This is a genomic window from Flavobacterium sp. HTF, from assembly GCF_003105115.1.
Taxonomy (GTDB): Bacteria; Bacteroidota; Bacteroidia; order Flavobacteriales; family Flavobacteriaceae; genus Flavobacterium.
This window is the reverse complement of record NZ_QETH01000026.1, coordinates 1-15,420: the sequence shown is the minus strand read 5'-3', so window position 1 is coordinate 15,420 and position 15,420 is coordinate 1. Positions and strand designations below refer to the sequence as shown.

Annotated in this window: 11 protein-coding genes; 7 read left to right on the top strand and 4 right to left on the bottom strand. The window is 37.0% G+C overall.

Annotation, left to right across the window (positions count from 1 at the left end):
• The first annotated feature begins 6 nt into the window (after positions 1-6).
• From DCO46_RS10080 to DCO46_RS10055, 6 genes are read left to right on the top strand one after another with little or no spacing between them, the layout of a single operon-like run.
• Positions 7-1,416 (top strand): DUF4157 domain-containing protein, encoded by a 1,410-nt coding sequence (locus tag DCO46_RS10080; RefSeq protein ID WP_116752428.1) that lies wholly within the window; start codon positions 7-9, stop codon positions 1,414-1,416.
• A gap of 24 nt (positions 1,417-1,440) precedes the next feature.
• Complete coding sequence (locus DCO46_RS10075) at positions 1,441-3,204, top strand: DUF4157 domain-containing protein (protein WP_116752427.1); 1,764 nt, start codon at positions 1,441-1,443, stop codon at positions 3,202-3,204.
• Entirely contained in the window at positions 3,204-4,016 is an 813-nt protein-coding gene (locus DCO46_RS10070) for a hypothetical protein (RefSeq protein WP_116752426.1), read from the top strand. The genes DCO46_RS10075 and DCO46_RS10070 overlap by 1 nt, the downstream gene beginning before the upstream one ends.
• Positions 4,013-8,092, top strand: coding sequence for a DUF4157 domain-containing protein (locus DCO46_RS10065; RefSeq protein ID WP_243416290.1), 4,080 nt, complete (start codon positions 4,013-4,015; stop codon positions 8,090-8,092). The genes DCO46_RS10070 and DCO46_RS10065 overlap by 4 nt, the downstream gene beginning before the upstream one ends.
• A 41-nt stretch (positions 8,093-8,133) precedes the next feature.
• Complete coding sequence (locus tag DCO46_RS10060; protein ID WP_116752425.1) at positions 8,134-8,952, top strand: peptidoglycan-binding protein; 819 nt, start codon at positions 8,134-8,136, stop codon at positions 8,950-8,952.
• Positions 8,953-10,257: an ATP-binding protein gene (locus DCO46_RS10055; protein WP_116752424.1), complete on the top strand. Its 1,305-nt coding sequence runs from the start codon at positions 8,953-8,955 to the stop codon at positions 10,255-10,257.
• 56 nt (positions 10,258-10,313) lie between these two features.
• On the opposite strand, the gene DCO46_RS10050 is transcribed toward DCO46_RS10055, so the two are convergent.
• A complete protein-coding gene (locus DCO46_RS10050; protein WP_116752423.1) occupies positions 10,314-10,628 on the bottom strand; it encodes a hypothetical protein in 315 nt (104 codons plus the stop codon).
• Positions 10,629-10,736: 108 nt separating this feature from the next.
• Between DCO46_RS10050 and DCO46_RS10045 the strand changes: the two genes are divergently transcribed.
• Complete coding sequence (locus DCO46_RS10045; RefSeq protein WP_116752422.1) at positions 10,737-10,949, top strand: helix-turn-helix domain-containing protein; 213 nt, start codon at positions 10,737-10,739, stop codon at positions 10,947-10,949.
• 20 nt (positions 10,950-10,969) lie between these two features.
• On the opposite strand, the gene DCO46_RS10040 is transcribed toward DCO46_RS10045, so the two are convergent.
• From DCO46_RS10040 to DCO46_RS22665, 3 genes are all read right to left on the bottom strand, one after another.
• A complete protein-coding gene (locus DCO46_RS10040) occupies positions 10,970-12,256 on the bottom strand; it encodes an HlyD family secretion protein (protein ID WP_116752421.1) in 1,287 nt (428 codons plus the stop codon).
• Positions 12,257-14,449 (bottom strand): peptidase domain-containing ABC transporter, encoded by a 2,193-nt coding sequence (locus DCO46_RS10035; RefSeq protein ID WP_116752420.1) that lies wholly within the window; start codon positions 14,447-14,449, stop codon positions 12,257-12,259.
• Between the two features lies 1 nt (position 14,450).
• Positions 14,451-15,420 (bottom strand): hypothetical protein (locus DCO46_RS22665; protein WP_165828902.1); only part of this gene is annotated, 970 nt, incomplete at its 5' end.

Below are 15,420 nucleotides of genomic sequence, written 5' to 3'. Positions count from 1 at the left end.
ATTGTTATGAGAGCATTTGAACAACGAAAAAGAAACATTCCCGATAATACTACTGTCTTTTTTGGACCTAAAATTCAGAAAAAACTAAAAACCGGATCGGTTGGAGATAAATACGAGGTCGAAGCAGATAATGTGGCAGATAAAGTAGTGAACCATAATCCGTCTTCAGGCGGACTTTTACAGTCAAAAGAACAAGTACAGCAAAAACCTGTTTCAGAAACCATTTCTACGGTTCAGAGTAAAGAAATGAAGGAAGAAGATAAATCGGTACAAAAAAAACCGGATAAGGAAGAAGATAAAAAAGTTCAGAAAAAATCGGATAAAAAAGAAGAAGACAAAACGGTACAGAAAAAATGCACCGATTGCGAGAAAGAAGAAAAGGTTCAGAAAAAAGAGGAAAAAGAAGAGGAAAAACCGGTTCAAAAGAAAGCACAAAATTCAGAAACTGAAATTCAGAACAATGAGTTAGAAGGAAAACTTGACAGTTCAAAAGGCGGCGGAACGGGCTTAGATAAAAAAACAAAAAGAGAAATGGAATCGGGTTTTGGCAACGATTTCAGCAATGTAAAAATCCACACCGATTCCAGTGCTGTTCAAATGAGTCAGGAATTGGGAGCTCAGGCTTTTACCAACGGAAATGATGTTTACTTTAATGAAGGAAAATACAATCCGGGCTCAAAAGAAGGAAAACATTTGCTGGCACATGAATTAACGCACACCGTGCAGCAAACCGGAGCCGTCCAAAAATCAATTGATCCGAATGCAAGTGCTTCTGAAGATTTAGAAGCTGCTCGTTTTCAAGGTGAATATAGACTGGAACAAGCGCATGATAATTTAGATTATCTCGCCGTTGGATCAAAGGGCGAACCGGTACAAAAAGTGCAATCAGGTTTGCTGGATTTAGGATATAGTCTTCCAAAATTTGGTGCTGATGGTGATTATGGCAGTGAAACAAAAGCCGCAGTTCTCAATTTCCAATCCGATAATGATTTGGCCTATGATGGTGTTGTTGGCATACAAACAATTGGCCGCTTAGACGACATTTATGCTGGAAAAGACAAAGGAAAAAATAAAAAACCTCCAAAGAAAAAAGACTGCGACATATTCAACCGATTCAAATTTTCATCAGAACCAACACATATAGAACCATTGAAAGCAACAAAAGATTGCAAATCATTTTCTATTACGCTGACTACAAAAAGAAACAAAAATGAAAATCCTTGTTCAACTTATAGTGTGACAATTACAGACTCTAACGGGGCAGTTGTCAGAGGCCCAATGTCTGTCGGAATAGGAGGCACATTTCCTTTCAATTTCACAGCATTAAAAGTTGATACTTTCAACATGATTATTGCTACTCCGCAGTCATGCGGCGAAAATGCTTTTACCGGAAAAGGAACAAAACACAGACAGTAATGTAAAATTCAAATAATAGTTGTCATGGGTGCATTCAACCAAAGATCAAAACCAAATGCTTCAGAATCTTCTCCCTTTAATTCAAGAAAGGGTGAGGATTTTTTTGGCGTTCAGGCAAAGCTAAATGTTGGAAAATCGAATGATAAATATGAGGTCGAAGCCGATAAAACTGCTGACAGAATAGTATCAAACAATTCAAAAAAAACAACAGAACCTTTCTTCTCCTCTTCTACTGTACAAAAAAATCAGGTTCCAAATGTTCATAAAAAAGAAAACAACGAAAATGAAATTCAGGAGAAACCACTGGCAGAACCAATTACGCCTGTAGTACAATTGCAGCCCATTCAAAAATGCAATTGTGAAGATGAAAATGTTCAAAAAAAGGAAGGAGATGAAGCTGAGGCCGATAGAGCAGTTAATTCTAATTTCGAGAGTCAGCTGAATAGTTCAAAAGGCAATGGCGTGGGACTTTCTAAAGATACTAAAACAGAAATGGAATCGGGTTTCGGTACCGATTTCAGTAACGTACGAATTCACAATGATGCAAATGCTGTACAAATGAGCCAAAAAATTGGAGCGCAGGCTTTTGCTAATGGAAATGATATTTATTTCAATGAAGGAAAATACAATCCGAACTCACAATCGGGCAAACATCTTTTGGCACATGAGTTAACACATACTATACAACAAGGAAATAAACCAAAACTTCAAAGACAAGAAGTTCCCCCAGAACCTGCTCCTCAACCAAGAGTTGAACACAGAATATCTACCATGTTAAGTTCTCTTATTGAATGGGAAGCAGCGGGATTATTAAGCGCACCTTATTTACCTTATGATGTTCCCACAATACCTCAAATTCCTGTAACACAAGAAGAAGCTGCTTCAATGGCAAGTGCCGCACCTGCACTACTTGCCGGATTAACCGCTCCGTCTGCCGCAGCTGCAACCGGAACAGGAGCAAGTGGAGCCGCAGCTACAGGTACAACTGCATTAGAAACTGCCGCCGCAAGATGGGGTTCAGCATCAGTGATTGAAGGTGGAGCTGCACTTGCAGAAGGAGGAGCGACAGTTGCTGCAGGCGCAGAGGCAACTTCTGTACTTACCCGAATAGCAATGTTTTCTGCCGAAGCTGCACCGCCAGTTGCTTTTTTTACAATTTTATTATGGCCAACCTCTACCGCACCTCGCTGGATGGATGAATTAAATCCTATAACAGGAGGTCCATACGCATCTCCAAGAGAGTATGATTGGGTCAATCGTTTATCTCCTAATCAAAGAGAATATTTAGACTATTTAGGCAGAGCCAGAAGACTAACGCCGAGAACAAGCGGAGACGAAGAAACGGATCCAAGAACAGATATTATTCCATTACCGGATCCGGCACCACAGCCAGAAGAAGATGACGATAGAACAGGGTGCAAAAGCAGGGAAATTACAAGACTGGGAGGACATGCCAGACATGATGCCTATGCAACAAAAGTATCGGGCAGATCATTTGATTTTAATGTATGGCCAGGCCCTCCATTTTCGGCTATTAACTATGATGGACAAACCAATCACACAATTGTTTGGGAAGTTAAAGTTGGTTTTGGCTGGTTCTTTAATCCTGCAATGATTAGTCTGCGAGATCTCACATTAGCAAGATTTGATGCTCAGAAAAATTTCGGTGTTTTTGTCGCACAAAGATGTGCTTTTTTCCACGTCTGGTCTATTCCGGATCGTCACGTTGCTTTATTACTTAATACACGCTGGGGAGGTTATCCTCCGGTTTTAAGCATTCCAGAATAATGAAAAAAGAAGATTTCACATATATCCGTTTCAAAATTCTAAGCAGGAAAGAATCTGATTTAGAATTATCAAAAAAAATTCTAGCCGTAATAAACGAGCTGGAAAAGCATAATTATGAGAAAAAAAATGTAAAATATCTTGGAGATCAATACTTCAAAAATGAAATTACTTCAAATGAAATTCATACTTATCTAACTAAAAAACAAAAAGATATAACCGTATTTAGCAATGAAACTAAAGATTTTAACCTATTTCTTACTGAAGAAATTTGCGGAGACGAAATCTATGATTGTTTATGGTTTTCTTTTAATGCACTAATTCATAGTTTTCCCAAAATACCCGATTTAAAACCTCTTCTGAATTTATTAAAAAGTCTGTTTATCAACTTTAACGGAATGTATGCTTACACGGAAGATGAAGAAATACTTCTGGTATATTTTGCACAAAGAAGCTATGATAAAATTTTGTCGCAATTACCTTTTGAGTATATAGATTTTCTTCCTAAACCAAATTTCGACCCTGATAATCGTTTTAATATACCTTCTCATTTTTCAATCAATGAAATCAACATTAGCCAAGTTCCTAACGGTTTTTGGTGGATTAACTTTTTAGGTAAAAAACAAATAGAAAATTTAAATCTGGACAATACAATCAATGATTGGTATTATACCGAAGTTATTGATCATGAACATACGTTATATGTTTTAACAGATACATTTTTAAACCTTGATAATAAAGAGCATTTGCTGAAATTACAAAACTTAATTCATCAAACACATTTAATTACCATACAAGAAAAATCAATAAAATGAGTGTTTTTGCCAAAAGTACAGCCGGAAAAAGCAGCCTCAATCCTCATAACAAAGGAAATGAGAGGGATTCTTTTTTTGGTGTGCAGGCAAAACTCAATATTGGAAAATCAAATGATAAATTTGAAGCCGAAGCAGACAAAGTAGCCGATACTGTTGTTTCAGATAAAAAAAACACAGCTCCTGAATCATTTTTTGCGGCCTCACCTACTGTTCAAAATAAAGCTGCTGCAGAAGGAATTACACCGGGTGTTCAGCCAAAACTAAAAGTAGTCCATAATAAGCAGGCTGCAAAACCTGAAACTTTTTTCCCTGCTTCGCCTGTTATTCAAAACAAACAAAAAAACGAAGTCCAGAAAAAAAATAATACTGAAAAAGAAGTTCAAAAAGAAACCGCAACTGAGAAAACGGTTCCGGTTATTCGATTAAAATTAGAGAAAGAAGAATCGGTACAAAACAAAACTGAATCTCCTAAACCGAAGGAAAAAACCGGTACTTCTAAATCTTTGGTACAATCGAAAAAAGAAGAAGAAATTCAGAAAAAAAATACAGTTGAAAAAGCAGACACAGCTCAAAATAAAACGGATTCCGTAAAAACAGAAACTCCAAAAAATAAAGAAGCACACCTTGCTCAAAAACCATTAATACAGAAGAAAAAAGAAGAAGAAATCCAGGCTAAGGAAGAAGAGGAAATCCAGGCCAAAGAAGACGAAAAGGAAGTGCAGATGAGCGCCAGTGCAGATGTAAATCCTTCTGATACTTCGAATCTCGAAAGTACTTTAAACAGCAGTAAAGGCGGTGGTACACCATTATCGGGAAAAGTAAAAACCGACATGGAATCCGGTATTGGAGCCGATTTCAGCAATGTCCGCATACACAATGACTCCACCGCTGTAAAAATGAACCAGCAATTGGGAGCGCAGGCGTTTGCAACCGGAAATAATATTTATTTTAACGAAGGAAAATACAATCCGGGGTCGCAGGATGGCAAGCATTTACTGGCTCACGAATTAACACATACGGTACAGCAGGGAGCTGCCATTAGAAAAAAAGAGGAGCCTATATCCCCTGCTCCAGAAATGATTCAGGGTTCGTTCCTCGATTTAGTTCCGGACTGGATTATCAACGAGGCGAGACATATTCCGGGTTATACCCTTTTCACTGTAATTATCGGTTACGATCCGTTACGACAGGTTGATGTAGAGCGAACTCCAATTAATCTGGTTGAAGGTTTAATGGGACTTGTTCCTTTTGGAACTGCCATATTCGACAAACTTCAGGAATATGGAATATTGCAGCAGGTTTTTGACTGGGTAGAAGGAAAACTGGGAGAATTGGGGTTAACAATTGACAGTATTTTAAAACTGGTCGAAGATGTGTGGCACGAGGTATCATTTCCTTATACCAATATTATTGATTTAGTTACTGAAAAATTTAATGAGGTCGTTAACCGAATTACTTCTTTCATAAGCGCAACTGTTGATCAGGTCATTACGTGGATAAAAGAAGCCCTGATTGGTGTGGCAGAACCTATACTGGCAGAAAACAAAGCCTGGTCATTAATCAAAAAAATAATCAAATACGATCCGTTACGCGATGAAGCAGTCAATGCAACAACGGTCGAAATATTAGAAGATTTCTTAATACTGATAGACAAGCAAACCGAGCTTGAGCAAATGCGTGAAAAAGGTACGCTGCAAAAAACGGCCGATTGGCTGGACACTCAGGTTGGGACTTTTACTTCATTATTAGGTGAACTTCGCGGACTTATAACTTCAGCCTGGGATGCTATCCAGCCGTCGAATCTGGTCAATATTGCCGATAATCTTTCTGCCCTTGCAGACCAGGCCGGAGGATTCCTGCAAAGGGTTTGGGATTTTGCTGTAGGTGTGGCACTCAAAGTATTAGAACTTGTTAAGGAATCCTTATTAGCATGGCTTTCTGAGCAGGCTGCTACCGTTAGGGGCTATTCGTTGATAAAAGTAATTATAGGACGTGATCCTTTTACGAACGAAACTGTCGAACGATCAGTTCCAAATCTTATTAGAGGTTTTATGAGTTTGATGGACGGCGGCGAAGAACAATATGCCCAAATGGTCGAAACGGGTGCAATCGCCAGAATTGCAGGTGAAATTGAAGCGGCCATTGCGACTTTAAACATGACTCCTGCGGGTATTATCCGGCTCTTTACGGATCTTTGGAACTCGTTTACGATTGATGATCTTATTCATCCTCTTGATGCGTTTACCCGAATTATCGAAAAATTTGGAGAACCAATCGGTCGTCTTATTGCTTTTGTTGCCGAAATAATCCGAATTGTAATTGTTGCCATTCTGGAAATTATGAATTTCCCTTTTGACCTCATCGGAAATATCATAACCCGCGCAATGCAGGCAATTGAAGATATTAAAAAAGATCCTATTGGTTTCCTTAAAAATATTCTACGTGCCATTAAACAAGGATTTGTCCAATTCTTTGACAACATTGTAACACATTTAATTGACGGTGTTACAGGCTGGTTAATGAGTGAATTAAAAGATGCCAATATTCCTGTATTGACTGATTTCTCTTTACGAGGCGTAATTTCCTGGGTGCTTGAAGTTCTTGGAATCTCAATGGAAAGAATCTGGGAAAAACTTGCAGCACATCCTAGAATTGGCCCGGCAAGAGTCGCCCGAATCCGTAGCATGATTAATACGCTCGAAGGTATCTGGACTTTTATTAAAGATGTTCAGGAACGTGGTATGGCTGCCATTTGGGATAAAATACAGGAACAGCTTAGTAATTTGTGGAATACCGTTCTCGATGCCGTGAAAAACTTTATCATGGAGCGCATCGTAAACCGTATAACTGCCAGACTGCTGAGCATGTTAGACCCAACCGGAATTATGGCTGTGATAAACGGAGCAATGGCTTTGTACAGTGCCATTCAAAGTTTTATAAAATACTTGCGTGAAATGCTCGAAGTGGTCAATTCGTTTGTCAACGGTGTGGCCGATATCGCAAAAGGAAATGTGACAACCGCGGCCAACTATCTCGAAAACACCATGGGTCAAGCCATGCCAATTGTAATTGGATTCCTTGCCAATCAGGTTGGACTTTCAGGAATTGGGGCAAGAGTGGGCGAAATGATTATTTCTGTCCGTCAAATGGTTGACGAGGCGTTAACGTGGTTAGTAAATCAGGCTGTTGACCGGGGAATGGCATTGTTGGACAGAATTATGGGAAGAGGTGGCGATGAAGAAGGAGAAGAAACAGCAGAAAGCAGAGCTGTAAAAAATGATGCTAAAACAAGATTGCTCTCTATACTAGGTCCTGAATCCAGCGTTGAAGAAGCAAGAACTGCCACCGCCACAGTTCTTGAAGAATTAAGAGCAAGAGGATTACGAATACTTCGTGTTGTGCCAATGGCAGGAGAAGAAAATCAATATAAAATTGAGGCAGCTGCAAGTCCAATACAAGAATTATTTGAATTAATTCCTGACCAATTTCAAGATAAATCAGTGAATTTGGCTGTTCAAATTACCATAAACGATCAAACAAATGACGAAGAATTAGGTACGACAGGTGATAACAGAGGCTTTTCAACCTTTGGTAATTTTGGCGGCCAGGAAAACAGAGGCGGAGGAGTTTTTAGGTCAAGAGCCGGAGCTGACCCAACCCATGTTGAATTGGTTACCTGGAATACCGGTTCTGTTAATAGACATAGAGATGGTAACAGAACACACGCCGAACATCAATTTGAAGGATGGATAAATCAAAGAGGAGAAGCTTTTAAAAGAAAAATCACTCATATAAATCTTCTTTTAAGCGGCGTTAGCCCTTGTGATGAATGCTGTCGAACTTTAAAAATATTATCAACTGAAGTAAAAAGATATAATCCTGCAGCTACTTTTCGTATTGGATGGACAGAAGTTTATGCATCGGGAGGTGCTCCTCATCAACGCACATCAACAACTGGAATTGCAAGCTTGATGACAGGCGGCTGGGATTTTTCAGGTTCTTCATTACCTGAAGGACTGACACCTGAAAATATTAATAATGCCAGAGCTCAATTAAAAGTTAGGCAGCCCGTCTAACATTCTATAGCTAATTTTTATAAACTTAAAAAATAGTAATCATGCAAAAAACATTCTATCAAAAAGAGCTGCTTATTAAAGCAACACAACAAAGAAAAGGTATCGATAATAACAAAAAGGATATCGAAAAAATTCAGTCCTGGCTTAATTTATTTGCTATGCAAAATCCTGATTCAGGAACTGCAACGGGTATCGATGGCGATTTTGGACCGGCAACGGAAAAAGCTGTGCTTAATTTTCAAAAAGTCAATGGCCTTTCCCAAACCGGAAAAGTAGATCAAGCCGTATTTGATGTACTTGTTTCTCCTCTTAAAAAGGCTTTTGCAAGTCCTGTAGCCGGAAATAATTTGAGGGAATTAATCCTGAATACGGCTCAGAATCATGTAAAAAATCATCCTTTTGAACTTGTCATCAACAGCCAGAGCAATACCGGTCCCTGGGTACGAAGTTATATGGACGGTCACGAAGGAAGTGACTGGTTTTGGTGTATGGGATTTGTTCAGGCTATTATTGATCAGGCGGCTTCTGTTCAGGGAAAAAACTTTAAAACGCTGATGCCGTTAACGTACAGCTGCGATACTGTTGGCACGACCGGGCTTCAGAAAAAAATACTAACACGTTTTCAAACTGCCAGAACCAGTCCGGCTTTGATAAAACCCGGAGATGTATTTCTAATTCAAAAAACAACAAACGACTGGTTTCATACCGGAATCGTAAAGGCAGTTCATGGTGATATCATTGAAACAGTTGAAGGCAACACTAATTCTGACGGTTCCCATAATGGAAACGCGGTCCTGAATAGGATCCGAAATTTTAAACAATCTAAAATTGACTTTTTTTCAATCGAATCTCTAGTATAAATGGAAAATGTATTCACCTATCTGAAAAACCAATTCGTATTTCAGCTTGACAATCTTTTTCAGGCCGAAAACCCAATGGAAAAACCTGTTTTGAATCAAATTGATTCGGGTGGTTTTATCAATGAATTCATAATCGAAAACAACCTGACAGAAATCGAGATTCTTTTATTGGGACTGGCTCTTGCTCCCCATGTTAAACCCGATTTTTTAAGTTCGGTTATTGCCGAATATTTGCCTAATGGCGGCGAATTGCCCGAATTTGGCGGAATGAAAACCAAAAATCATCGTGGAATTTTACCAACCGGCGAAACTGCCCAGTTTTTAATTGCCGGAAATGATCTTGATAATAGGCTTTCTTTCTATGATTACTTACACAATCATTCTTTTCTTTATCAAAAAAGGATCATCAAAATAGAGTCTGTTCCAAATGGCGAACCCAAACTAAGCGGTTTACTGATTTTGGAAGATGAATATATCGAGAAATTTATTACCGGAAAAATCCTGAAACCGCAGCTTAGCAGTATTTTCCCTGCTCAATTAATCGAAACCCAATTAGACTGGGACGATCTGGTGCTCAATTCTACTACTTTAAATCAAATTAAAGAAATAGAAACGTGGCTTAAGTTCAACGATATTTTACTTCATGAATGGGATATGAAAGCCAAAATAAAGCCCGGTTTCAGGGTTATGTTTTACGGTGCACCGGGAACGGGAAAAACGCTTACGGCTTCACTTTTAGGAAAATATACCCAAAGAGATGTTTATAGAATTGATTTGTCGATGGTGATTTCGAAATACATTGGTGAAACCGAAAAAAACCTATCCTCTCTTTTTGACAAAGCGACAGACAAAGACTGGATTCTGTTTTTTGATGAAGCCGATGCTGTTTTCGGAAAAAGAACCAACGTTAGGGATGCACACGATAAATATGCCAATCAGGAAGTTTCGTATTTGCTGCAGCGCATCGAAAATCATCCCGGATTGGTTATTCTGGCTTCTAATTTTAAAACCAATATTGACACGGCTTTTACCCGAAGATTTCAGTCTATTATTGAGTTTGAAGTTCCTTCTTACGGCGAACGCTTAAAATTATGGCACAATAACCTGCCCAAAGGAATTAAGATTGCAGAAGATGTAAATCTCAACGAGCTTTCAAAAAAATACGATATTACGGGTGCTAATATTGTCAACATCATTCAGTATGCCTGTCTTAGGACTTTAGAAGACCAGAATAAAAGCATTAACCTTAATCATCTGCTTCAGGGAATTAAGAAGGAATATGCCAAAGAAGGAAAAATGATGTGACATTGAATAATTTCATTTATTCAAATAAAAGCCATTCACCTGAATTATGACTTATTTCAAATTGCCCGATTAACACTCATATTATACAACTCATCCAGTAATTCCATTTCATCATTTGGCAATAACTGTAAAGCAATTTCAAGTAAAATCATTGCATCAATTTTACTTTCAGAAGTATTATTTCTCAATGTACTGATGCTTGTTTTGAGTAAAGAAGTAATCATCTGATTTAATTCGATGTAACTTGAAACTTTTAGGTTTGTATTAAATGAATTATCATTTTTATCTTCTGGTTTTAGTTTTGTAAAATATTTCATTTTACAGATTAACTCCAATAAATGCATTGCCGGTTCTTTGCGATTTATATCCATTTGCTTAATTTTAAAAGTATTTAGTTAATTTCATAAAGTTATCTTATAAGATAACCATAGTTAACAAATATAGAACAAAATTTGAATTATCATAAAAGATAATTTAAATTGGAAAAGACCTTACAACAAAAAGTTGGAAAAAGAATCCAGGAAATAAGAATACAAAAAAATATTTCACAACAGGATTTGGCGTCCAAATGCAATTTTGAGAAGAGCAATATGTCCAGGCTTGAAAACGGAAACGCGAACGCAACCCTATCAACTCTTGAAAAAGTCTGCAATGCGCTTGAAATAGATTATGCGGAATTGTTTAAGTTTTAAATATCAGAAAACAATAGTCATTATCTCTTAAAAACATCGCTAAACTGATAAAGCAAACGTTGTATCAGTCGTAAATCTTCTGTAACAATATCAGACCTGCCCTGCATTTCCTGCTGAAATGCAATATCTTTTTTGTACGATGTCCTTAATCCGTCAGGAAATGAAACATCTATTAATAAATTTCCTCCTGTGTCAGGAGTCAGTGAGACTGCTTTGATTTTGCCTTTTATAATTCCAAATTCCCTGTCAGGAAAATTGGTTAGTTTTACGTTAACGGTTTGTCCAATTTTTATTTTTCCGGAGTTTAGGGCCGGAGCGCTCACTTTTCCGATATAACCATTTTCGTTATTTGGAATTATTGCAAAAATCGTAGACCCAGCCTCAACAGACTGATTTTCGGACCAAATTTGCAAAAACGTAATTTTACCCTCTATTGATGACCGCAGTACATAACTTAATTCCCAGTCTTTTATAGCTTTTTTTAATTGATAAAATGCCTGAACTTTATTGTTTTGCAGGTTTATCAATTCTTTGCTTTCATTTATATGAGTGGTTTTACTGTTGCGGTTCAGGTCGTTTAATGATGATTTTAACTGCGAAATGGTACTAAGCAGGTTTTTGTATGCTTTTTGTGCCTGCAGATACGTTAATCTTTGTCGTTCTACTTCCTGAGAAGAATAGATTCCTTTTTGGAATAAAATCTCATAGCGGTCCAGTTCATTTTTCTGAAGGGCTAGTTCTCTCTGATTGATCTCTTTTTGAGATATAAGCAAATTCAATCTTTCTTTGAGCTGGATATTCTCATAATTCTGCGCATTGTCTTCTACATGATACGGCTGAAGTTTAGTATTAAGCTGATCTGCAATGTATTCTTTCCTGAAATTTGCAAAAGCACTTTCTACATCTCCTAATTGTACATAGCTCAATTTTTCAAAAGGGAATTTAATTTTCTCTATATTAATAGTATCTACTATACTTTTTAGCAGAAAAACATCCTGGTATTTTGCTGAATTTTCCAGAACTGCAAGAGGTGTATTTTGTTTTACCTGTGTTCTGTCTTTTACCAAAATCTTATCGATTTTTCCGGATGTCCTTACAATAAGTTTTTGTGGCGGCACATTGGTAGTGATCGTGATTTGGGAATTAATTATATCCGGGTATTTTACAAACCAGGAAATAAGAAATAAGATAATGATAAACAACAACAAAATGGTGTTTCCCCATTTTTGGATTGCTTTTGGCGGGTCAGATAAAACATCCCTTACCTCTTCGCTGTATATTTTCAGACCATCGTTTAATGCTTCCATTTAATTTCCTAGTTCTAATTGATTTTTGACCAATGCATAATATTTACCTTTCAGTCTGGTCAGATCACTATGATTACCCTGTTCTACAATTTCTCCGTTTTCAAGTACAATAATATTATCTGCATTTTTTACTGTACTCAGTCTGTGTGCCACAATAATGGCAGTTTTACCCGAAATAAAGTTATTCAGGTTTTCCATGATTACCTTCTCATTATTGGCATCAAGAGCACTGGTGGCTTCATCAAAAAATAAGTAAAAAGGATCTTTATAAACTGCCCTAGCAATCATGATACGCTGTTCCTGGCCTCCACTGAGTCGTATTCCCGATGTTCCTAATTCTGTATTATATTTATTAGGCAATCGTTCAATAAAATCTTCTATATTGGCCACAAATGCAGCATTGTTTAATTTTTCTCTGTCGATAATTTCGTTTTGCTCCGATTCTGAAATATTCCCTGCAATGGTATCATTAAACATAAAAGTATCCTGCATAACGGCGCCACAATTTAAACGCCAGAAATCATTGTTGATGTCTTTCAGATCTATTGCGCCAATATTTATACTTCCTCCGACAGGATCATAAAATCGTAACAGCAATTTCATTAAGGTAGTTTTGCCGCTTCCGCTGGCCCCCACTATTGCCGTGGTTTTTCCCTGGGGAATAACACAGGTGATATTCTTCAGGATTAATGGTGAAGATTTTCCGCCATAGCGAAAAGATAAATCTTTTAAAACAATTGATTTATCATTTGGCAGTTCTTTTGATTTGTGCGCCGCATCTGCATCTTCATCTGCTTTTAGATGAACCTGTGATAAACGCTCAAGGCTTATTTTTGCATCCTGCCACGATTGTATAAAAAGGACAAAATTACTTAATGGCATATTAAGCTGTCCGACAATAAACTGTATAGAGGTCATCATACCGAGTGTAAGATTACCATCGACAACTGCCTTAGCCGAAAGAAAAGTAATTATTATATTCTTTAACTCATTGATAAAATTTGCTCCAATGGTCTGGTATTGGGCTAGTTTTAAGGTACTCAGGGAAGTTTTAAATAAACTGATCTGATTGAACTCCCATTTCCAGCGGTTTTTTCTCTGCGAATTGTTTATTTTGATTTCCTTGACTCCATTTATAATCTGAATTAATGACGTCTGATTTTGTGATAACTGATCAAATCTTTTGAAATCTAATTCTGCTCTTTTTTTCAAAAAGAAAAATGTCCATCCAACATACAAAATGGCTCCGATTATAAATACAAGAAAAATGGCAAAGTCGTAATAAGCCAGAATTGCATTAAATATCAAAAAAGTCACCATCGAAAAAACCATATTCAGACTCGACGAGGATATAAAATTCTGAATACGCGTATGGTCTGTAATACGCTGCAAATGTTCTCCGGCATTTCGGGTTTCGAAATAGTTTACCGGTAATTTCATCATTTTATATAAAAAATCTGAAATCATTTTTATATTAAACCTGCTTGTAATATGTATCAGAATCCATTCCCTAAAAACACTGACTAATGTTTGTGATAAAATAAGGACCAGCTGCGCAACAAGGATCAGGTAGATAAATGGCATATCCTGATTATTAACCCCTATATCAACTATGGACTGCATTAAAAAAGGCAGTATGAACTGAATAATAGTGGCTACGAGTAAACCAATAAAGATCTGATAAATTAGCTTTTTATAAGGCTTAAAATAGGGGTATAAAAAAGAAAATCCTTTTTCAGTTTCTTTCTCATCTTCCTGCTCATTAAAATTTGTATTGGGTTCGAGTATCAGTACAAATCCGGTTTTATCAATGGTATCTGTCCATGCATCCAGAAATTCCTGATGCGAATACGTTAATAATCCCTGAGCCGGGTCTGCAAGCCAGATTTTTGTTTTGGATGTTTTGTATACGACAACAAAGTGTTTCTGGCGCCATGGCACAATGAATGGTGTTGGAGCTTCTTCTATCAGACTTTCTAATGAGATTCGCATTCCGAGAGTACGCATTTCTATGGCTTCGGCGGCTTCGGCAATTCCGGCCATTGTAACACCAATTCTGGTTATACCTGCTTTGTCCCTTAGAAATTCTCTCGAAAAAGTTTTACCGTAATACTTGGCGATCATCCTTAAACAAGTCGGACCACAATCTCTGTAGTCCAATTGTCTAAAATACGGGAAATTTTTTTTAACCATTTTATGCTTTACTTTCTTTAATCAGCTCCCAAATTTTGGTATTAAAATTACTTTTGCTAATCCCTGTTAATTTTTCCAGTACAGTAAAATAATTGTCATTACCTCCTTTTTTGTTTTTTCCGCAGCATATAAATTCAATCACAGCAGAAAACCCTTTTTCTTTTTCAATTTTTTCGACCAGTAATGCATTTACAACATAATCAGCCATTAAGTGTTTTTCCTTGCTTTCTCCAAAATTTAATTGAGGTGTTTCATAAACTGCCAGAGCCAGCCAGTCTGTTTTTGGATTAGAAGCTACTTTTTCTTTAAATGTCTTTAAAATTTGTTCCCATGATATTCCCCAGCTTCCGCCATAAAGATAAGCGCAGCCTTCGTCAACCGGTTTGTTGATTACATCTCTGGAATAAGCAAAACGTAATCTGTCATGCCATAAATCGTGAGGATCAAAACTATTAAAGCTTTGGTCGCCATTGCCACTCACTATTAATAAGGTATTATTTTCGTTTGCACTAAAAGTACTTGAGCTTTTTCCGTTATAATCTAATTTATAATCAACTCCAATATTTTGTATAATATCAGAAAAATCACTGCAGCCATACCATTCTATTTGTGCGTTAGTTATATTCAGTTTTTTATCCAGAAGAGTTACTGTTTTTACATATTCAGCTGCTACTTTGTTATTTAATTTATTTTTATAATGAAAAGTGCAGTTTCCGATTTTTTTACTTTGCCATGCAATAGTATTTCGTTTTAGGGGAGATGAAAAAAAGAATTTATGATCTTTTTGTTTCGCTATAACCTCAAAAGTTGCAGCCAGGACCGGAGTATTTTCTTTGATTCCTATATAAGAAAACTGGATTAAAAAATTGTCTGCATCTAATTGCACTATATTGTTTAAATATCCTTTATAGAAATTATCGTCTTTAATTTTTGCATTTTGCTCCACTTTTTTCATTTCGTCAAGCAGCATC